Source organism: Lentzea sp. NBRC 102530 (assembly GCF_030269365.1).
In the GTDB taxonomy this organism is placed as follows: Bacteria; Actinomycetota; Actinomycetes; order Mycobacteriales; family Pseudonocardiaceae; genus Lentzea.
Map to the genome: position 1 here is coordinate 98160 of NZ_BSTF01000022.1, position 19896 is coordinate 118055.

20 protein-coding genes are annotated in these 19896 nt (G+C 70.9%); 10 read left to right on the forward strand and 10 right to left on the reverse strand.

All coding sequences use genetic code 11. The features are described 5' to 3' along the window. The first annotated feature begins 9 nt into the window (after positions 1–9). Positions 10–531 (forward strand): VOC family protein, encoded by a 522-nt coding sequence (locus QSK25_RS39945; protein WP_285646332.1) that lies wholly within the window; start codon positions 10–12, stop codon positions 529–531. Here the strand turns inward: QSK25_RS39945 and QSK25_RS39950 are convergent. Both QSK25_RS39950 and QSK25_RS39955 read right to left on the reverse strand, forming a co-directional pair. Then, positions 476–874 carry a hypothetical protein gene (locus QSK25_RS39950; protein WP_285646334.1) on the reverse strand — a complete coding sequence of 133 codons (399 nt, stop codon included), beginning with the start codon at positions 872–874 and terminating at the stop codon, positions 476–478. The two genes, QSK25_RS39945 and QSK25_RS39950, sit on opposite strands and share 56 nt — an antisense overlap. Before the next feature lie 80 nt (positions 875–954). Then, entirely contained in the window at positions 955–2607 is a 1653-nt protein-coding gene (locus tag QSK25_RS39955) for a DUF885 domain-containing protein (protein WP_285646335.1), read from the reverse strand. Positions 2608–2706: 99 nt separating this feature from the next. Here QSK25_RS39955 and QSK25_RS39960 point away from each other — a divergent pair, with 99 nt between their 5' ends. Then, on the forward strand, positions 2707–3369 hold the full coding sequence (locus QSK25_RS39960; protein WP_285646337.1) for a DUF3153 domain-containing protein: 663 nt from the start codon (positions 2707–2709) through the stop codon (positions 3367–3369). A gap of 9 nt (positions 3370–3378) precedes the next feature. On the opposite strand, the gene metF is transcribed toward QSK25_RS39960, so the two are convergent. Continuing rightward, positions 3379–4260: a methylenetetrahydrofolate reductase [NAD(P)H] gene (metF, locus tag QSK25_RS39965; protein WP_285646338.1), complete on the reverse strand. Its 882-nt coding sequence runs from the start codon at positions 4258–4260 to the stop codon at positions 3379–3381. A gap of 124 nt (positions 4261–4384) precedes the next feature. On the opposite strand from metF, the gene QSK25_RS39970 reads away from it, so the two are divergent. The 3 genes from QSK25_RS39970 (at position 4385) to QSK25_RS39980 (ending at position 7981) form a co-directional block, all read left to right on the forward strand. After that, positions 4385–5446, forward strand: a complete 1062-nt coding sequence (locus QSK25_RS39970; RefSeq protein ID WP_285646340.1) for a polyprenyl synthetase family protein — start codon at positions 4385–4387, stop codon at positions 5444–5446. A gap of 169 nt (positions 5447–5615) precedes the next feature. After that, entirely contained in the window at positions 5616–7064 is a 1449-nt protein-coding gene (mptB, locus tag QSK25_RS39975) for a polyprenol phosphomannose-dependent alpha 1,6 mannosyltransferase MptB (RefSeq protein ID WP_285646341.1), read from the forward strand. After that, positions 7061–7981, forward strand: a complete 921-nt coding sequence (locus QSK25_RS39980; protein ID WP_285646342.1) for a phytoene/squalene synthase family protein — start codon at positions 7061–7063, stop codon at positions 7979–7981. The genes mptB and QSK25_RS39980 overlap by 4 nt, the downstream gene beginning before the upstream one ends. 95 nt (positions 7982–8076) lie before the next feature. On the opposite strand, the gene QSK25_RS39985 is transcribed toward QSK25_RS39980, so the two are convergent. After that, complete coding sequence (locus QSK25_RS39985; RefSeq protein ID WP_285646389.1) at positions 8077–8445, reverse strand: Rv2175c family DNA-binding protein; 369 nt, start codon at positions 8443–8445, stop codon at positions 8077–8079. A gap of 77 nt (positions 8446–8522) precedes the next feature. On the opposite strand from QSK25_RS39985, the gene pknB reads away from it, so the two are divergent. Continuing rightward, entirely contained in the window at positions 8523–10556 is a 2034-nt protein-coding gene (gene pknB / locus QSK25_RS39990) for a Stk1 family PASTA domain-containing Ser/Thr kinase (RefSeq protein ID WP_285646344.1), read from the forward strand. A gap of 64 nt (positions 10557–10620) precedes the next feature. Here the strand turns inward: pknB and QSK25_RS39995 are convergent, their stop codons facing one another. Beyond that, positions 10621–12009 carry a class II 3-deoxy-7-phosphoheptulonate synthase gene (locus tag QSK25_RS39995; RefSeq protein WP_285646345.1) on the reverse strand — a complete coding sequence of 463 codons (1389 nt, stop codon included), beginning with the start codon at positions 12007–12009 and terminating at the stop codon, positions 10621–10623. 165 nt (positions 12010–12174) lie between these two features. Here QSK25_RS39995 and QSK25_RS40000 point away from each other — a divergent pair, with 165 nt between their 5' ends. After that, positions 12175–13182 carry a DUF2891 domain-containing protein gene (locus QSK25_RS40000; protein ID WP_285646346.1) on the forward strand — a complete coding sequence of 336 codons (1008 nt, stop codon included), beginning with the start codon at positions 12175–12177 and terminating at the stop codon, positions 13180–13182. A gap of 31 nt (positions 13183–13213) precedes the next feature. Here the strand turns inward: QSK25_RS40000 and QSK25_RS40005 are convergent, their stop codons facing one another. Then, positions 13214–13978 (reverse strand): IclR family transcriptional regulator, encoded by a 765-nt coding sequence (locus QSK25_RS40005; protein ID WP_285646348.1) that lies wholly within the window; start codon positions 13976–13978, stop codon positions 13214–13216. 80 nt (positions 13979–14058) lie between these two features. Here QSK25_RS40005 and QSK25_RS40010 point away from each other — a divergent pair, with 80 nt between their 5' ends. From QSK25_RS40010 to dmpG, 3 genes are all read left to right on the forward strand, one after another. Next, the gene (locus QSK25_RS40010) at positions 14059–14835 is read left to right on the forward strand and encodes a 2-keto-4-pentenoate hydratase (RefSeq protein ID WP_285646350.1); all 777 of its coding nucleotides are present in this window, start codon (positions 14059–14061) and stop codon (positions 14833–14835) included. Continuing rightward, a complete protein-coding gene (locus QSK25_RS40015; protein ID WP_285646352.1) occupies positions 14835–15764 on the forward strand; it encodes an acetaldehyde dehydrogenase (acetylating) in 930 nt (309 codons plus the stop codon). The genes QSK25_RS40010 and QSK25_RS40015 overlap by 1 nt, the downstream gene beginning before the upstream one ends. Positions 15765–15857: 93 nt before the next feature. Continuing rightward, positions 15858–16760, forward strand: coding sequence for a 4-hydroxy-2-oxovalerate aldolase (dmpG, locus tag QSK25_RS40020; protein WP_285646353.1), 903 nt, complete (start codon positions 15858–15860; stop codon positions 16758–16760). 4 nt (positions 16761–16764) lie between these two features. Here the strand turns inward: dmpG and QSK25_RS40025 are convergent, their stop codons facing one another. From QSK25_RS40025 to QSK25_RS40040, 4 genes are read right to left on the reverse strand one after another with little or no spacing between them, the layout of a single operon-like run. Beyond that, the gene (locus QSK25_RS40025) at positions 16765–17694 is read right to left on the reverse strand and encodes a DODA-type extradiol aromatic ring-opening family dioxygenase (RefSeq protein WP_285646354.1); all 930 of its coding nucleotides are present in this window, start codon (positions 17692–17694) and stop codon (positions 16765–16767) included. Next, on the reverse strand, positions 17694–18578 hold the full coding sequence (locus QSK25_RS40030; protein WP_285646355.1) for an alpha/beta fold hydrolase: 885 nt from the start codon (positions 18576–18578) through the stop codon (positions 17694–17696). Before QSK25_RS40030 ends, QSK25_RS40025 begins: the two co-directional genes overlap by 1 nt. Next, on the reverse strand, positions 18575–19102 hold the full coding sequence (locus QSK25_RS40035) for a cupin domain-containing protein (protein WP_285646356.1): 528 nt from the start codon (positions 19100–19102) through the stop codon (positions 18575–18577). The genes QSK25_RS40030 and QSK25_RS40035 overlap by 4 nt, the downstream gene beginning before the upstream one ends. A 14-nt stretch (positions 19103–19116) precedes the next feature. Beyond that, the gene (locus QSK25_RS40040; protein ID WP_285646358.1) at positions 19117–19884 is read right to left on the reverse strand and encodes an SDR family oxidoreductase; all 768 of its coding nucleotides are present in this window, start codon (positions 19882–19884) and stop codon (positions 19117–19119) included. Positions 19885–19896: the final 12 nt, after the last annotated feature.

Genomic DNA, 19896 nt, shown 5'->3' on the forward strand with positions numbered 1-19896 from the left:
CTCGCACGAGTGGAAATCACGTTCGAGTCGGCGGATCCCTCCGCGCTGGCCGCGTTCTGGTCCGAGTTCGCCGGCGACGAGATCGAGCTGACGTTCGTGTGGAGCGACGCCCCGAAGATCGAGAAGAACCGGGTGCACGTCGACCTGGCCTCGACCTCGCCCGAACACCAGGCGGACATCGTCGCGCGGGCGCTGAAGCTCGGCGCCGAACACGCCGACGTCGGTCAGTCCGCGTCGGAGGCGGGCGTGCCGTGGGTGGTGCTGCGCGATCCGCAGGGCAACGAGTTCTGCGTCCTCGAACCCCGCCCCGAGTACCCCGGCGTGATCGCGGCCGTCGTCGTCGACTCCCCCGACCCGCAGGCGTCGGCCGCGGCGACCGGGCACCCGGTGGTCCGCAGCGGTGACGGGTTCGCGTCGGTGCGGCCGGAACCGGGGCCGTGGCTCGAGTTCGTGCGGACCGACGACCCCGAGCCGATCACGAACCGGGTGCGCGTCCGCTACGCCGATCCCGCTCAGCTCGCCGCGCCCTGATCTCCGATACATCGGATATCAGTTCTCCCCCGCTGATGACCACGAACGCTTCCAGCACCTCGACCAACCGGTCGGTGAGCGGGACGTCCAGCTCGGCGGGCACCCGGTCGCCGGCGACGACGACGTCGGGCACCAGCTCGCCCGCGAGCAGGTACGACCACACGAGCGGCGACCCGGTCATGCCCACCCGCGCCGCCACGTACTCCTGGAACCCCGCCAGCGGCACCCCGTCGTGCGCCTGGTCGAAGCCGACGACGAACGCGACGGCGCTCGCGTAGCGGTCGTCCGGCAGGTACATCCGGCGCCGGTGCCGCAGGTGGAAGCACAGTTCAGGCAGGTCCATCAGGCTTCCTCACCCCAGCGCGAGAAGCGGCGCGCTCCGCACCCGATACATCGGATATCGGGTGCGGACCACCCGGTCGGTCAGAGAGCGGCGAGGCGTTCGCGCAGGGTGTCGAGGCCCATCGCGCCCATCTCCAGGGCTTCCTTGTGGAACACCTTGAGGTCGAAGTCGGCGCCCTTGCGGGTCCGCGCGTCCTCGCGGGCGGCGAGCCACAGGCGTTCGCCGATCTTGTACGACGGCGCCTGGCCCGGCCAGCCGAGGTAGCGGTCGATCTCGTCGTGGACGTGCGCCGCCTCGGAGAGGGTGCGGGTCAGCATGAACTCCAGGCCGAGCTCGGGCGTCCAGCGCTCGCCGGGGTGGAAGCCGGTGCCGGCCGGGATCTCGAGCTCCAGGTGCATGCCGATGTCGATGATGACGCGGGCCGCGCGGAACAGGTGCGCGTCGAGCATGCCGAGCAGGTCGCCGTCGTCACCGAGGTAGCCGAGCTCGCGCATGAGGCGTTCGGCGTAGAGGGCCCAGCCCTCGCCGTGGCCCGACACCCAGCACATGAGGCGCTGGAAGTCGTTCAGGGTCTCGGACTGGTACACCGCCGTGGCGCACTGGAGGTGATGGCCCGGCACGCCCTCGTGGTAGACCGTCGAGGTCTCGCGCCAGGTCGGGAACACCGACTTGCCCTCGGCGATCGACCACCACATGCGGCCGGGACGGGAGAAGTCCGCGGTCGGCGGCGTGTAGTAGGCGCCCACGGCACCGCCGGGCGGGGCGATCTTGCACTCGAGGTTCATCAGCGCGTCGGGCAGGTCGAAGTGCACGTCGCGCAGGTCGAGCAGGGCCTTGTCGGACAGCTCCTGCATCCAGTTGCGCAGGCCGTCCTGGCCGTGCACCTGGTAGCGGGGGTGCTCGTCGAGGTACTCGGCGGTCTCCTTGAGGGAGGCGCCCGGCTTGAGCCGCGCCGCGATCTCCTTCATCTCGGCCTCGATGCCGAGGAACTCCTCCCAGCCCCACGCGTAGGCCTCGGCGAGGTCGAGGCGCGAGCCGGTGAAGTAGCGCGAGCCGAGGCGGTAGCGCTCCTCGCCGACGGCGTCCTTGGCCGGCGCCTGCGGGGCCAGCGTCGTGCGCAGGAACGCCGCGAAGTCGGAGTAGGCGGCGGCTGCGGCCTGTGCGCCCGCGTCGAGAGAGGTGCGGACGGCGCCGTCGACGTTCGCGGACGCGGCGAACGGGATGAAGAAGGTGGAGGCGAACGTGTCGCACTGCTTGGCGACCTGCGTGACCTGACGCAGCGCGGAGACGTTCCCACGGGAAGCGGCGTGCGAGAGAGAGGCGCGCAGACCGTCCAGTGCGGCGGGCACGGCGGCGAGGCGGCGGCCGATCGTGGCCCACTGCTCCGGGGTGTCGGTGGGCATCTGGTCGAAGATGTCGCGCACGGACTGGATCGGGCTCGCGATGACGTTCAGCGAGGACTCGGTCTCCCCGGCCTCGTACAGCTCGTGCTCCAGGCCGATCCGTTCGAGGAAGACGGCGCGGGCCGCCTCCTCGGAGGCATCCGCGGGCTGGGCGGCGGTGACGTCGGCGAGGGCGCGGGCGGCGAGGTCGTCGCGCGCGGCGTGCCCGTCCGGGGAGAGGTCCGTCAGCTGGTCGTCGGAGCCCGCGAAGCCCAGGCTCGTGGCCGTGATGGGGTCGAGCGCCACGAAGTCGCGGACGAATTTGTTGCTGATGTCGTGCACGGATGCCATGTTTCGAGACGCTACCTCGCGCCCCTCGGCACCAAAAGGTAGTTAGTCAAGCTCACGACCTTCGGAGGGGACCTGCGTCGTTTGGACCACCCTGGCAGGATGTCCGCCGTGCGTCGTTCCCGGGCACTGCTGCTGCCGGTCTTCTTGCTGCTCACCCTGTTTTCGCTGAGTGGCTGCGTGCGCGTGTACGCCGCCATGGCCGTGTCGGACGACGACCGCATCTCCGGCGAGATCGTCGCGGCCACCCCTCCGACACAGGACAACGATCCCGGCCCGCAGCTCAAGGTGCCGCCGGAGCTCGCGAGCCGGGTGACCACCAAGCCGTACCGGGTGGAGTCCTACGCCGGTACGCAGCTGTTCTTCAACGGGCTGTCGTTCGACGAGATGCGCACGCTGTCGACGGCCACCAGCTCGTCCAACAGCCGCTACAGCCTCAACTTCCGCCGGTCGGGTGATCTTGTCACGCTGTCGGGGTCGGTCGACCTGACGCAGGTCCCGGTGGAACGCGCGGACATCCAGGTCAAGGTCAGCTTCCCCGGCAAGATCGTGAACACCAACGGCCGAGAGGAGGAGAACAACACGATCGCGTGGTCTCCGAAGCCCGGTCAGGCCTCGATGCTCCAGGCGACCGTGCAGTACGCGGGCGAGAACTCCCAGTCGTTCTTCGGCTGGGCGCTGCTGGTCGCCGGGCTCACCGGCGGTGCCGCGCTGATCGTCGTCGTGCTCGCCCTCATCGCGCACAAACGCAACGTCACGATCTAGGGCGACGATCTAGGCGCGCGCCACCAGGCCCAGGCGCCCCAGCACTTCCTTCGTCGCCTTCGACCTGTTCATCGTGTAGAAGTGCAGCGCCGGAACGCCTTCGTCGAGCAGCCGCTGGCACATCTCGGTCGCGATGTCGATGCCGGTCGCCCGGAACCCCGCGACGTCGTCGAGGTACGGCTCCAGCCGGCGCGCGACGTCGAGCGGCAGATCGGCACCGGACAGCTCCACGATCTTGGACAGCCCGCGCGGCGACAGCATCGGCATGATGCCCGGCAGGATCGCGGCGGTGCAGCCCGCGTCCGCCACCCGGTCGCGCAGCCGCAGGAACGGCTCCGGCGCGTGGAACAGCTGGGCCACCGCGTAGTCCGCGCCCGCGTTGAGCTTGCGCAGCAGGAACTTCAGGTCGGTGTCGAGGTCGGCCGAGCGCGGGTGCCCGTACGGGAACGCCGCCACGCCCACGCAGAAGTCGCCGAGCTCGCGCACGAGCGACACGAGTTCGTCGGCGTAGTTCAGGCCCTCCGGGTGCGCGACCCACTCGCCCATCGGGTCGCCGGGAGGGTCGCCGCGCAGCGCGAGGACGTTGCGCACGCCGATCGCCGCGTACCAGCCGATGACGTTGCGCAGTTCGGCCACCGAGTGGTCGACGGCGGTGAGGTGCGCGACGGGCAGCAGCGTCGTCTCCTGCGCGATGCGGCCGGTGGCGCGGATCGTGCGGTCGCGCCGGGACCCGCCGGCGCCGTAGGTGATCGACACGAACGCCGGGTCGAGGCCCTCGAGCTCGCGGACGGCCTTCCAGAGGACCTTCTCGTCCTCCGCGTCTCGCGGCGGGAGGAACTCCACCGAGAACTTGGGAGACTCCCCCTGGAGCCGTTCCACCACCGACGTCATGGCTCCAACCCTAGTGGGTCTTCCGGTGGGTGAGACACCAGCTCACCATGTGGTACGCGGCCCCGACATGCGCGTGTCCCGGGACACAGCGGACCATGGACGTGTGTCCCACCACCCGATCGGCATGACCGATAAGGACAGGGCTCTGCCCGCACGCGTCGAACAAGCGTTGACCACGTACCTGGCCTCCCGGCGAGCGTCCGGCGAGGCGATGGACCCGAGCTTCGCGAGCGCCGTCGACGCGCTCTCCGACTTCGTGCTGGGCGGGGGCAAGCGCATCCGCCCGACCTACGCGTGGTGGGGCTGGCGCGCGGCCGGGGGCGACCCCGACGGCGAACTCGCGGCCGAGGTGCTCACGGCGGTCAGCTCGCTGGAGCTGATCCAGGCGTGCGCGTTGATCCACGACGACCTGATGGACGCCTCGTCGGTGCGCCGGGGAAAGCCGACCGTGCACATCGCGTTCGGCGCGCGGCACCGCGAGCAGGGCTGGCTCGGGTCGTCGGAACGCTTCGGCATGTCCGCGGCCGTGCTGATCGGTGACGTCGCGCTGGCGTGGGCGGACGACATGCTCTTCGCCGCCGGACTGCCGGCCGACGTGCTGCGCCGGATGAGCGAGCCGTGGCGGGACATGCGCACGGAGATGCTCGCGGGCCAGTACCTCGACGTGCTGACGCAGGCCACGGGCGACTCCTCCCCCGACGCCGCGCTGCGCATCGACCGGCTCAAGACGGCGGCGTACACCGTCGAACGGCCGCTGCACATGGGCGCGGCGATGGCGGGCGGCTCGCCGGAGCTGATCGACGGCCTGCGGGCGTTCGGCGCGGACATCGGCGTCGCGTTCCAGCTGCGCGACGACCTGCTCGGCGTGTTCGGCGACCCCGAGGTCACCGGCAAGCCCGCGGGCGACGACCTCGCCGAGGGCAAGCGCACGCTGCTCGTGGCCCTGGGCATGCAGTTCGGTGCCGATGTGTTGGATATCGCTCTAGGCAAGCCCGACCTCGACCTGGAGACCGTCGAGGAGGTCCGCCGCGCGCTCGTCGACGTCGGCGCCGTCGACGCCGTCGAGGAGCGCATCGAGGAGCTGACGAAGAGCGCGCTGGCCGCCCTCGACGACGCCCCCGTCGCCGAACCGGCCGCGACCAAGCTCGCGGACCTCGCGATCAGCTCGACGAAGCGGGCCTTCTGAAGTCGATCTTGAGGGCTCTTTCCTGAGAGTTGGTTAACTGCTCGTGACCGTGTGGGCTGTTGCCTGCTGATGCTTCCGCGCGTTGTGCAACGATGTTCGGGCGATGGCAGCAACCCCGTCCCTCCCCCGCACGAGCTCCGAGGCGTCTCCACAGGAGCTTGATCCAGTCGTGCGCACGAACACCTACGCCATCCCCATCCGCACGACCATGCTGGGCCTGCTGGGCGTGGCGCTGATCGCGCTCGGGGGCATGGGTGCCGGCGCGATCCTGGAGCGCGACCCGCTGCTCGCCCAGGTGGGGCTGAGCTGGCTGCGCTACGGCCACGGCCGCGACCTCGCGAGCATGGTCCTGTACCTCGGGCTCGGCCTCGTCATCTGGGCGTGGATCCGGCTCGGCCGCCTCGTGCGGTGGGGTGAGATCGGCGACTTCGCGGTGCTGGTCGCGGTGACGGTCTGGACGTTGCCGCTGCTGTTCGCGCCGCCGCTGTTCAGCAAGGACATCTACAGCTACCTGGCCCAGGGGCAACTCGCGCTGAGCGGGTACGACCCGTACACGGTCGGGCCCGCGGTCCTGCAGAGCACGCTCTCCGAGAACGTCAGCTGGGTGTGGCAGCACACGCCGGCTCCGTACGGGCCGTTGTTCATCCTGGTCGCCAAGGCGATCGTGTGGATCACGGACGCGAGCGTCATCCTCGGCGTCGTCGCCATGCGGTTCTCGCTCGCGGGCGGCCTCGTGCTGCTGTGCTGGGCGCTGCCGGGCCTGAGCAGGCACCTGGGCGGCAAGTCGGCGATCGCGCTGTGGCTGGTCGCGGCGAACCCGCTGGTGCTGATCCACCTGATCGGCGGCGCGCACAACGACCTGCTGATGATCGGGCTGATGGCGGCCGGTGTGCTGCTCGTGCTCGACCGGAGGCACGTGCTGGGGTTCGTGCTGCTCGCGCTCGCGTTCTCGGTCAAGGCGACGGCGGTCGTGATCGTGCCGTTCCTCGTCTGGATCTGGGCGGCGCGGCTCGACGGCGACAAGAAGACCCAGTTCCGCAAGGCGCTGGTGCCCGGCCTCGTCGCGTTCCTCGGGACGTTCGCGGTGTGCACGGCGATCGCCGGGGTGAGCCTCGGCTGGATCCCGGCGCTGCGCAGCTCGTCGATGATCATCAACTGGCTGTCGCTGCCGAGCGCGGTCGGCGACTTCGTGCGCATGGTCGTCAACTGGTTCGTCTACGTCGACGGCGGCATCTTCCTCGGCGTCGCGCGCGGCATCGGGTCCGTGGTGCTGGTGTGGATCGCCTACACGCAGTGGTGGGCGTCGCGGGACGGCGAGGTGCGCGACGCGATCCGGCGGGGCGCGCTGACGATGCTGGCCGTGGCGCTGCTGTCGCCGGCGACGCTGCCCTGGTACTTCAGCTGGCCGCTGGCACTGGCCGCCGGGTTCGCCTGGACGACGGGCGCGCTGGTCACCGTGGTGGTGGCGTCGCTGTTCCTGATGCTGGTGACGTTCCCGAACGGCGACACGGCCCTGTACTCGTGGGGCTACCTGTTCTTCGCGCTGGTGGTGTCGGGTGTCGCGGCGCGGTCGCTGGTGAAGCCGGACCCGTTCGGCCTGTCCACCCGTTACGAATGAGCCCCGCGACAGCAGGCCTGGCGTCGGACTACGCCGCGTGCCGCCGGGTGAACGCGCGGTACGGCAAGACGTTCTTCCTGGCCACGACGCTGCTGCGGCCCGAGCAGCGGCCCGCCGTGCACGCGCTCTACGCGTTCGCGCGCTGGGCCGACGAGATCGTCGACGCCGCCGGGGTCGAGGACCGCGCGGGCGAACTCGACCGCCTCGAACGTCTTCTGGACAGTGGTCTCACCAGCGGGGAACCGTCGAACCCGGTCCTGAACGCGCTCGCCGACACGATGCGCCGCTACGACATCGACCGGTCGCTGTTCACCGACTTCCTCACGTCCATGCGGATGGACCTCGACGTGACGGAGTACGCCGACCTCGACGCGCTCGGCGTGTACGTGCACGGCTCGGCGGAGGTCATCGGCCTGCAGATGCTGCCCGTGCTCGGCACCGTCGTGCCGCGCGAGGAGGCCGCCCCGCACGCGGCGCGGCTCGGGGTGGCGTTCCAGCTGACGAACTTCCTGCGCGACGTCGGCGAGGACCTCGACCGCGGTCGTGTCTACCTGCCGCAGGACGTCCTCGCCGCGCACGGCGTCGACCTCGACCTGCTGCGGTGGGTTCGACGAACTCGTCGCGCGGACGAGCGGGTGCGCAACGCGCTCGACGACCTCGTCGCGCACTCGTATGCGATATATCAGTCGGCGGAGCCGGGCATCGGGATGCTGACGCCGTCGTCGCGGCCGTGCGTGCGGACCGCGTTCACGCTGTACCGCGACATCCTCGGGCTCGTCGGCTGCGAAGTGCTGTGGCGGCGCGTGGCCGTGCCGCGGTGGCGGCGGCTGGCCGTGGCGGTGCCCGGTGCGGGCCGCGCCCTCCTCGCCCGCGCGCCCCTCGCACGTGCGTCCCGAGCCCGTGTGACGCAGCGGTGAGGCCTGCTTTAGCCGCAACGGCCTCCGGATACGCACACGGCGGCCCCAGGCGTCTCCCGTCTGCGGAGACGCCCGGAACCGCCGTGTCGGCTGTCCTAGAAGCCCATGGACTGCGCGCGGCGCTTTACCTCGCGCCCACGGTCTCCGCGCAATGCTTCGATCGGAGTGCCAGGGAGGCTCTCGTCCTCCGTGAAGAGCCAGCGCAGGATCTCGGCCGTGGAGAAGTTCTGGTCGCGCAGCACCGTGATGGTGCCGGGCAGACCCTTGACCACGGCTCCTCCGGCGGCGAGGAACGCCGCCGGGATGACGAGAACGCCGGCGCGCCGCTCGGCGAGCAGCTGCCCGTCGCGCAGCAGTTGGTGGACCCGGGTGACCGGAAGCCCCATTCGGTCGGCGACCTCCGGGAGGTCGAGAACCTCCAGGTCGGCAGCCAGTACATCCGCAGCGGCAGGAATCGCACTCACGGGGGTCACAATGCCATAACCGAACTGGGAACGCCCTTCCGCCAACCGGGTCATCCTGAGCTTTACCATCTCGCACTGTGGAGAGGTCGGTTTCGAACGTGATGGGTGGACTGCTGGAGCAGCGCTACCGGGTGGACTCCGTGCTCGCACGGGGTGGCATGTCCACCGTCTATCGAGGTCGTGACACCCGCCTCGATCGCGATGTCGCCATCAAGGTGATGGATCCTCACCTGACCGCCGACCCCGCGTTCGTGGCGCGCTTCGAGCGCGAGGCGCGGGCCGCGGCCCAGTTGCACCACCCGGCCGTGGTGTCCGTGCACGACCAGGGCGTCGACGGTGACCAGGTGTACCTGGTGATGGAACTCATCGACGGTGGCAACCTCCGTGACCTGCTCAACCAGCGCGGCAAGCTCGCTCCCGCCGTCGCGTTGAGCATCCTCGGGCCGGTGCTGTCGGCGTTGGGCGCGGCACATCGCGCGGGGCTCGTGCACCGGGACGTGAAGCCGGAGAACGTGCTGATCGGACCGGGTGGCCAGGTCAAGGTGGCGGACTTCGGGCTGGCGCGCTCGATCGGCGTCAACGGCGTCACGAGTGACAGCGAGATCCTCGGCACCGTTGCCTATCTTTCACCCGAACAGGTGGAAACGGGCGCCGCGGACGCGCGCAGTGACGTGTATGCGGCCGGCATCGTGCTCTACGAGATGCTGGCGGGCCAGGCGCCGTACCGGGGCGAAACGCCCCTCTCGGTGGCCTACCAGCACGTGAACTCGGACGTCCCGTCGGTTCCCGACATCCCGCTGGCGCTCGACACGCTGGTGCGCAAGTCGACGCGGCGCAGCCCGGTGCTTCGGCCCGCGAACGCCGACGCGTTCCTGGCCGAGCTGGAGCGCGTGGGCACGGAGCTGGGCCTCACGCCGCAGCCGGTGCCCGTGCCCGGTTCGCTGCCGGAGAACGACCGGACGGTCGTCATGCGGCCGGTCCCGGTCGCGGTGGGCGCGACGCCTCCGTCGGTGGCGGAGCTGACCAGGCCGGTGTCGAAGCCCCCGATCGGCCCGCCGAACACCGGCGCGGCGGCCATGACGACCATCAACACCGGTCCTCCCACGCCCCCACCCGGTATCTCGGCGACGCGCACGATGCAGCGGCAGGACCCGCCGCGCAGGCGCACCCCGCCGAAGAAGAAGACGAAGGCCGAACTGGCCGAGGAGCAGCGCCAACGGCGCAAGAAGCTCTACATCATCTGGGGCTCGGTGGCCGCGGTGCTGCTGGTCGCCATCGGTTCGTTCGCCTACTACGTGAACGCGAACCGGTACACGGAGATGCCGGCGCTGAACGGTCAGTCCGAGCAGAACGCGATGTTGCTGCTGCAGAAGGCCGACTTGACGGGCCTGGTCGAGAAGGTGGCGTCCAACGACGTGCCCAACGGCACCGTCATCAGCTCGGACCCCGCCGCCGGCGCGGAGCTGCGCAAGAACGACGCGGTGAAGATCGTCGTCTCGCGCGGCAAGCCCGTGGTGCCGTTCGTCCAGACCGGTGCCGAGGTGGACGCGGCGACCAAGGAGATCCAGGCGGCGGGTCTGAAGGCCGCCAAGGACGCGGCGAAGGACGCGTTCCACGACACCGTGCCGATCGGCAAGGTCGTGGGCGTCGACCCGCGGCCGGGCACGACCCTCGACATCGACTCGCCGGTGACCCTGATCCTGAGCAAGGGCCCGCCGCCGCGCCTGCCGGTGCCGAACGTCGTCGGCAAGACGAAGGACGAGGCGTTCGCCGAGCTGCAGCGCGCGGGCATCGAGGTCGTCGAGGCGGGTGGCGAGGACGCCGCCGAGAACGGTGGGTCGCGCGTGGCCCGCACGGACCCGCCCGCGGGCACCGTGCTCGACCCGACGCAGAGCAAGCGCGTCACGGTGTTCTTCGAGAACAACCGCGAGGTCGAGGTGCCCGACGTCGCCCGCAAGAAGGTGCGGGAGGCCAAGGAGGAGCTCGAACGGGCCGGCCTGAAGGTGAAGGTCGAGTTCAACAAGAGCAACAACGCGACCGTGGTGAACCAGTCGATCCAGCCGGGTCAGCGGGTGCGGCGCGGAACCGAGATCACGATCGTCGGTCTTTAGGCCGCACAGCGAAGGGCCCCGCGTTCTCGACGCGGGGCCCTTCGCTTTCGTCAGTCGGGAACGCTCAGGAACGCAGCATCTCGGCCACGAGGAACGCGAGCTCCAGCGACTGCTGCGTGTTCAGGCGCGGGTCGCACGCCGTCTCGTAGCGGCCGGCGAGGTCGTCGTCCGAGATCTCCTGGGCGCCGCCGAGGCACTCGGTGACGTCCTCACCCGTGAGCTCGATGTGGATGCCACCGGGGTGCGTGCCGAGGCGGCGGTGCACCTCGAAGAAGCCCTGGACCTCGTCGACGATGCGGTCGAAGTGCCGGGTCTTGTAGCCGGTCGACGACTCGTGCGTGTTGCCGTGCATCGGGTCGCACTGCCAGATGACCTTGTGGCCGCTGGCTTCGACCTTCTCGATGATGGCGGGCAGCACGTCGCGCACCTTCTGGTTGCCCATGCGCGAGATGAGCGTCAGGCGACCGGGGCGGTTGTGCGGGTCGAGGCGCTCGACGTACTCGACGGCGAGTTCCGGCGACGTCGTCGGGCCGATCTTGAGGCCGATCGGGTTGGACAGCATCTCCGCGAACGCGATGTGCGCGCCGTCGAGCTGACGGGTGCGCTCGCCGATCCACACGAAGTGCGACGACAGGTCGTAGAGCCGCGGCTCGTCGCCCGTCGTGTCGAGGCGCAGCAGCGCGCGCTCGTAGTCGAGGAGCAGCGCCTCGTGCGAGGCGAAGATCTCGGTGCCGTGCAGCGACTGGTCGTTCACGCCGCAGGCGGACATGAACTTGAGGCCGCGGTCGATCTCACCGGCCAGCGCCTCGTAGCGCTCGCCCGCGGGCGAGGTGCGCACGAAGTCGCGGTTCCAGTCGTGCACGCGGTGCAGGTCGGCGAGACCCGCGCCGGTCAGCGCACGGAGGAGGTTCATGGCCGCGCCGGCGTTCGCGTAGGCGCGGATCATGCGACCGGGGTCGGCGATGCGCGCCTCGGGGGTCGCGACCAGGGAGTTGATGATGTCGCCGCGGTAGGACGGCAGGCCGAGGGCGTCGATACCGGACGAACGCGGCTTGGCGTACTGGCCGGCGATGCGGCCGACCTTCACCACGGGAAGGCTCGCGCCGTAGGTCAGCACCACGGCCATCTGCAGCAGGGTCCGGATGTTCGCGCGGATGTGCGGCTCGGTGTTGTCAGCGAACGTCTCCGCGCAGTCACCGCCCTGCAGTAGAAATGCCTCACCGTTCGCGACCTGCGCCAGTTGCGTGTGCAGCCGGTCGATCTCGGCGGGCACGGTGATCGGCGGCACGCTCTCGAGCACGGTCCGCACGCGACGCACCTGTTCGGCGTCGGGCCACTCGGGCTGCTGGGCGGCCGGGCGCGACAGGGCGTCGTCCAGGCGCTTGCGCATCTCGGGGGGCAGCGGCGGAAGCTCGGGAAGCGTGTCGATGGGCACGTCCACGGTCCAGTTCACGCTGCTCATCCTAGTTGTCCCACACTGAGAGACCCTCCCGGGCCCGTCAGCTGTCCAGCACGTGGTTTCCACGCGACGTGGCCCACCGGGCAGCCGGGTGAAGTCTGTTACCTGTCAACGACCCGCCTCTGCCCTATCGAGACGTCTCGCTGCATGATGTGGGCCATGGACGCCACCCGATTGGATGACGGCACCGCGACCCGGTTGCTGGGCATCGCGATCGACAACATCCAACGAGACCACCCGGTGCACTGGACGCACGTGATCGACGGCGATCACCGCCTCGTGCCGCAACGGGTGCTGCACCCCGTGTTCGCCGGGTCGTTCGACTGGCACTCGTGCGTGCACCAGACGTGGCTGGCCGTGCGACTGCTGCGGCTGCGTCCCTCTCTCTCGGGAGCGGACACGGCACGCAACGCCCTCGACAAGCTCGTCACCGCCGACAACTGCGCCGTCGAGGCCGACTTCTTCGCCTCGCCGGCCGGACGACACTGGGAACGCCCGTACGGCTGGGCCTGGTTGCTGCTGCTCGACGCCGAACTGCGCACCTCGGGCCTGCCGTGGTCGGTCGCGCCGATCGCGGACGTGCTGCGCGACCGCTGGCTGGAGTGGATCTCGGCCGCGCGCCTGCCGATCCGCACCGGCACGCACAGCAACACGGCGTTCGCGACGGGCCTGGTGTTCGACTCCGCTCAGGCGGTCGGCGACACCGAACTGGCCGGCGCGTGCGTCGCGGCCGCGCTGCGCTGGCACGGCGACGAGGCCGGGTACGGCGGTTTCGAACCGGACGCCGCCGACTTCCTCTCCCCCGCGCTGACGACGGCCGACCTGATGCGCCGCGCCCTGCCCGCCGACGCGTTCGCCGGCTGGCTCGACGCCTACCTGCCGGACCTGACCGCGGAGCGCTGGCGGGTGCTGCGCGAGCCGTTCCCGGTCGACGACCCCGGCGACCCGTACGGCTCGCACCTCGCGGGCCTCGCGTTGTCGCGCGCCTGGAACTGGGAGGCGATCGCGGACGCCCTGCCGGAGGGGCACCGGTACGTGGACCTGGCCCGGACGGCGTCGTCGGCGCACCGCGACGCCGGGTGGGGCTACGTGTTCGGCGGGCACGGGTACATGGCCGACCACTGGCTCGGGACGTTCGGCGCGTACCTCGACGTGAAGGCCTTCTGAACCCAGGAGACGGCCACTGATATATCGGATATCAGTGGGCGGAGGTCAGGCTCGCGCGGCGGATCAGGGTGAGCGCGATGCCCGTCGCCGCCGCGTGCACCGACGCGGCGTGGGCGCGCGGGTCGAACCGGGTCGTCGGCCCGGCGACGCTCACCGCCGCCACCACCTCGCCGTCGTGCCCGAGCACCGGCGACGCCACGCAGCACAGGCCGATCCGCGACTCCTCGAACTCGTAGGCCACGCCCGTCTCGCGGATGGTGGCGAGCTGCCGCCGCAGCATGCCCGGCGTCGCGATCGTGCGTGGTGTCCGGCGTTCCAGCGGGGCCGAGAGGACTGCGGTGCGCAGCGCCGCGGGTGAGTGGGCGAGCAGGGCCTTGCCGATCGCCGACGCGTGCAGCGGCATCCGGCCGCCGAGGCGGGACGGCGTCGGGGTCTGGCGGTGCCCGCCGATCTTGGCGACGTAGAGCACGTCGTGGCCCTCCGAGATGCCCAGGTGGACGGTCTCGTGGGTGCGTTCGTAGAGGTCTTCGAGGTACGGGGTGGAGACCTCGACCAGGCGGCGTTCGACCGAGGCGCGGATGCCGAGCTGGAACAGGTGGCCGCCCAGGCGGTAGCCGCGGGTGCCGCGGTCGAGCAGGCGGACCTCGGCGAGGTCCCCGAGCAGGCGGTGCAGGGTCGCCTTGGACAGGCCGGTGCGGCGGCCCAGTTCGGCGAAGCCGAGTTCGTCGTCGTCGGCTCCGAAGGCGTTCAGCACCGTCATCACCTTGCCGAGCAGGGTGTTCGGGACCTCGGTCATCGTCCGATCGTGCCACCGAGTTCCGCTGACCGGAACTCTGCGGTGTCCACGGGCCGGGGACCGGCTCCACGATGTGCGGCATGAACGAAGTCCGAACCGCAGCGGAGCGACTCGCGCAGGCGAGCCGCGACAAGGTCACGTGTGCGCCCGTCCGGGACCTCGTCGGCGACGCCGAGGCCTACGAGGTGCAGCAGCTCAACATCGCCGCGCGCGTCGCGGACGGCGCCGGCCGGGTCGGACGCAAGATCGGTCTCACCTCGCCCGCCGTGCGCAGGCAGCTCGGGGTCGACCAGCCCGACTACGGCGTGCTGCTCGACGACATGGCGTTCGAGGACGGCGACGTGCTGCCGACCGGGCGGCTGTTGCAGCCGCGGGTCGAGGCCGAGGTGGCGTTCGTGCTGAGCGAGGACCTCGTCGAGGGCCCGTTCGACGAGGAGTCCGTCGCGAGGGCGGTCGGGGCGGTGCTGGCGTCGCTGGAGGTCGTGGACAGCCGCGTCGAGGGCTGGGACATCACCTTCGCCGACACGGTCGCCGACAACGCCTCGGCGGGGCTGTACGTGCTCGGCGGCGAGCGGAAGGACCTCCGGGACGTCGCGACGAAGGACGTCCGCATGGTGCTCAGCGTGAACGGCGAGGAGCGCTCGACCGGCACCGGCGCCGACTGCATGGGCGACCCGCTGTCCGCCCTCGCCTGGCTCGCCACGACGTCGGCCGCGCTCGGCACCCCGCTGCGGGCGGGCGAGGTCGTGCTCAGCGGCGCGCTCGGTCCCGTGGTGCCCGTCCGGGCGGGCGACGAGGTCGAGGCGACCATCACCGGTCTCGGCACGGTCCGGGCGAGCTTCGGGAGGGACGCCTGATGAAGGTCGCGGTCATCGGGTCGGGCAACATCGGGACCGACCTCGTCATCAAGGTGCTCAGGCGGTCCAGCGTGCTGGAGGTGGCGGCGCTGGTCGGCATAGACCCCGGCTCAGACGGCCTCGCCAAGGCCCGCGGGCTCGGCGTCGCCACCATCTCCGACGGCATCGACGGTCTCGTCGCGATGCCCGGCTTCGAGGACGTCGAGATCGTCTTCGACGCGACGTCCGCAGGCGCCCACGCGCAGCACGCGGAGGTCCTCGCCGCGCACGGCAAAAAGGTCATCGACCTCACTCCCGCCGCGATCGGGCCGATGGTGGTGCCGACGGTCAACCTCGACGAGCACCTCGGCGCGCCGAACGTCAACATGGTCACCTGCGGCGGCCAGGCCACGATCCCGATCGTCGCCGCCATCAACACGGTCACGCCCGTGCCGTACGCGGAGATCGTCGCGTCGATCTCGTCGCGCAGCGCCGGACCCGGCACGCGGGCGAACATCGACGAGTTCACCGAGACGACCGCGCAGGCCATCGCGGACGTGGGCGGCGCCAAGCGGGGCAAGGCCGTGATCGTGCTCAACCCGGCCGACCCGCCGATCACCATGCGGGACACGGTGTTCGCGCTCGTCCACGCACCGGATCCGCAGACGCGGCACCGGATCCGCGAGTCCGTCGAGCACATGATCACCCAGGTCGCCGCCTACGTCCCCGGCTACCGCCTCAAGCAGCCGGTGCAGATCGACCCGGTCGACCAGCCGCACACGCTGACCGGGGAACCGGTGACGCACCAGGTCACCGTGCTCCTGGAGGTCGAGGGCGCGGCCGACCACCTGCCTGCCTACGCGGGCAACCTCGACATCATGACCAGCGCGGCGCTCCAGGTCGCCGAGACGATGGCGACCGCGCCCGAGAAAGCGACGGTGCGCGCATGAAGCTCTACCTCCAGGACGTGACGCTCCGGGACGGCATGCACGCCCTGCGGCACCGCATCGACCCGAAGTAAGGTCGCCGAGATCGCGAAAGCGTTGGACGACGCCGGTGTCGACGCCGTCGAGGTCTCGCACGGCGACGGCCTCAGCGGCGGCTCGCTCGTCTACGGACCGGGCAGCCACACCGACTGGGAGTGGATCGAGGCCGCCGCGGCGGCGTTGACGCGGGCCAAGCTCACGACGCTGCTGCTGCCCGGCATCGGCACGCTGCACGACCTGAAGCGCGCGCACGGCCTTGGTGTGAAGTCGGTTCGCATCGCCACGCACTGCACCGAGGCCGACATCTCGGCACAGCACATCGCCGGCGCGCGCGAACTCGGCATGGACGTGTCGGGGTTCCTGATGATGAGTCACCTCGCCGAACCGAAGGAGCTCGCACGGCAAGCGAAGCTCATGGAGTCGTACGGCGCGCACTGCGTCTACGTCACGGACTCCGGCGGCCGCCTGCTGCCGAACGACGCCCGCGACCGCGTCCGGGCCTACAAGGAGGTACTGGATGGAACGACCGAGATAGGCATTCACGCTCATGAGAACCTCTCACTCGCGGTAGCGAACTCCATCGCCGCCGTCGAGGAGGGCGCCACCCGCGTCGACGCCTCGCTGGCCGGACTCGGCGCGGGCGCGGGCAACTGCCCGATCGAGCCGTTCGTCGCCGTCGCGAACCTCCAGCGGTGGCAGCACGACGCCGACCTGTTCCGGCTCCAGGACGCCGCCGACGACCTCGTGCGGCCGATCATGGACAAGCCCGTGCGCGTCGACCGCGAAAGCCTCACCCTCGGCTACGCGGGCGTCTACGGCTCGTTCCTGCGCCACGCCGACACGGCCGCCCGGCGCACCGGCGCCGACGTCCGCACGCTCCTGCTGGAGGCGGGACGCCGGCGCCTGGTGGGCGGCCAGGAGGACATGCTCACCGACATCGCCCTGGACCTGACCAAGTAGTCGGTCACACGGGGAACGTGGTTCCGATGCCCATGCCGGTGATCCACTCCGGCACGGGCTCGTAACTCGTCCACACGAGCGGCAGGCCGACGGCGGCCTGCCCGATCAGCCAGCAGCGGATCTCGTGCCCGCCGCTGCCGGCGTGGTCCTCCAGGGCCTCGTGCCCGAGGGCCGCGACCTCCTCCGCCGCCCCCTCCGCGAGCCGGTCGAGGAACCACCCGTCCCACACGGCGTTCACGCGCGCCTCCGGGTTGCCGCCCATCGCGCGCACCCGGGGTTCCCGGGCCGCCGCGAACTCCTTGGCGTAGGCCCGGCCGCGGATCAACGACTCGCGGCGCTCCCCCACCACCGAGGGGTCGCGCGGGTCGTTGGACGGCAACCAGTGCGACAGCCCACCGGAAGCGACGACCAGCACGCGTCCCGGGAACGCCGACGACCGCAGCGCCGCCCCCAGCGCACGCCCCAGTTCCACGCACCGGGGAAGCGACGGCAACGGCGGCGCGGCCGTGTTCACCACCAGCGGCACCAGCGGCAGCGTGGTGCCGCCGGTGATCATCTCGTAGCTCTGCACGATCCCGTGGTCGACCGTCAGCGAGTACGACAGCGACACGTCGAACCCGGCGTCCGCGAGCCCGCTGTGCGCCGACCAGGCCAGCGCCTGCGCCACCGGCAACGGCCCGGAGCTGCTGCCGAAGTCGCCGAACCCCACCGCTTCCTCGACTCCCAGCACGAACGGCGGCATCACGTCGTAGAAGTTGGCGTGGAAGTGGTCCGGCCCGACGACGACGATCGCGTCGGGCGCCAGCTTCTCCACCGCGAGCCGCACCCGGTCCGCGTCGCGCAGGAACACCGAGCCCGGACCGGTTCCGTCCGGCGGCAGCAGCGTCGCGAACGGGCTGTGCGACATCCCCGCGAATCCGACGATCTCGGCCATCAGGACGGGTCCTTTCCGTGCAGCAGCCAGGTGCGGTGCGTGTCGAGGAACTCGGAGACCTTCTCCCACTGCGGCCAGTGCCCGGCGTCGTCGATGACGTGCAGCCGCGCGTCCGGCAGCCACCCCAGCAGCAGGTCAGCCTCGTCCAGCCCGCCCGTCGGGTCGTGGCTGGTCCACAGCAGCAACGTCGGCGCGGCCACCTTCCCGACCCACGCCGGATCCCACGCGAAGTCCTTGCGCACCACCGGGTCCTGCAGCACCAGCGTGTTGGTGATCGCCTGCACGAACCCCGGCCGCGAGTACACCTGGCGACGCAGGTCCACCAGCTCGTCGGTGACCATCTCCTTGTGGTGGAACAGGAACTCGACCCGCCGCCGCACGGTCTCCTCGCTCGGGTCGAGCACCGCGGCCATCGTGCTGTCCCGCATGCGTCGCATGACCTCGGGCTTGTTCGCGATGTTGCCCGGCGTGTTCAGCACGAGCCGGTCGACGCGGTCGGGGAAGTGCGCGGCGACCCACGCGACCACCCAGCCGCCCAGCGATTCCCCGGACAGGTGCGCGCGTTCGACGCCTAATGCGTCCAGCAGTCCCACGAGGTGTTCGGACAGCACGTCGATCGTGTACGGCATGTCCGGCAACGACGACCAGCCGTGCCCGACCATGTCGTAGGCGGTGACGTGGAAGTCCTCCGCCAGCCCCGCGATGTCGCGTGCGTAGGCCTCCAGGTGGCCGCCGGTGCCGTGCAGCAGCACCAACTCGGGCCCGGACCCCGCTTGCAGGACCCTGGTGCGCACGGTGTGGCCGCGCACGGGGACGTCGACGTGCCGCACGGTGTGGTCCACATGCGACAGTTCGCCCCAGATGCTGACGTGCTCGGGAATCACTGTTCCTCCCCTTGTGTGTCGAAACGGGCGCGGGCCTCGTCGAAGGTCGCGAGGCCGGCGCTCTGCCTGCGCGCGAGCCCGAACAGCGCGAGCAGCCGCGAGTTCTCGATCGTCAGGAACTCGACCGGGTGCTCCGACGAGTCGTTGTAGTGGCGGTGCCAGGTCCACGGCGGCGTGTAGACGAACGAGCCGGTGGTCCACGACACGGTCTCGCAGGCATCAGGTTCGGCGTGCTGGATCTCGCTGTGGCCGTCGCCGGAGATCACGAAGTGCACGGTCTCGTGGTAGTGGCGTTGCATGTCCGAGCTCTCGCCCGGCGGGATGACCTGCCGGAACAGTTCGAACGTCGACGTCGGCAGCTTGCCGGCGATTCGCAGCGTCGTCGGGTTCGGCACGGCGCCCGGCGGGATCGTCTCCAGTTCGTCGTCGTGCACGACCAACGGCCGCGCGCCGTCAGGACGAACGGCGTGCGTGAGCGCCCCGAGGAAGTCGGTCATCGCGAAGTCGGGTCCTGAGGTGGCCAACTCGATCGTCCCTTTCAGACAGTCTCGGTGCGGCCGCCGTCGACGGTCAGCACGGTGCCGTTGACGTACGAAGCCTGTGGTGAAGCCAGAAACGCCACGGCGGCGGCGATCTCACTCGGGTCGGCGGCCCGCAGAGCGGGGATGTCCGCCATGTCCGCGGCCGCGGCGGTGTCGAAGTCCCCGCCCGCCGCTTCCGCCCTGCGCACGAGCACCTCCATCCGGCGCGGGGTCAGCGTCGCGCCGGGAGCGACGCAGTTGACGGTGACGCCGTCCGCCGCGAACTGCCGTGACGCCAGCTTCATCGCCGACGTCACGGCAGCGCGCAGCACCGTCGACGACGCCAAGCCGGGTTGCGGCTGCCGCACGGCCGTCGAGGTGACGGTGACGACCCGGCCGAACCCCCGCCGGGCCATCCGGGGCAGGGCCTCCCGCAGCAACGCGAGCGGCCCGAGCAGCAGCAGGTCGAGGTCGCGGTGCCACTGCGCGTCCGGCACGTCGAGCAGCGACCCCGGTGACGGCCCACCGGCGTTCACGACCAGCACGTCGAGCGAGCCGTGCCGGTCGGTGACGTCGCCGACGACCGCGGCGGCCTCGGCCGGGTCGGACAGGTCGCAGACCAGGTGGTCGGCGTCGAGCGCGGCGGCGGTTTCCTCGAGCGTGGCCTCGGTGCGTCCGGCCAGCACGACGCGGTGCCCGCTCTCGCGCAGCGCCGCGGCCGTCGCCGCCCCGATTCCGCCGGCGCCGCCGCCGACGAGCGCGACCCGCGTGGTGTTTGCGTCCATGAGCTCCTACAG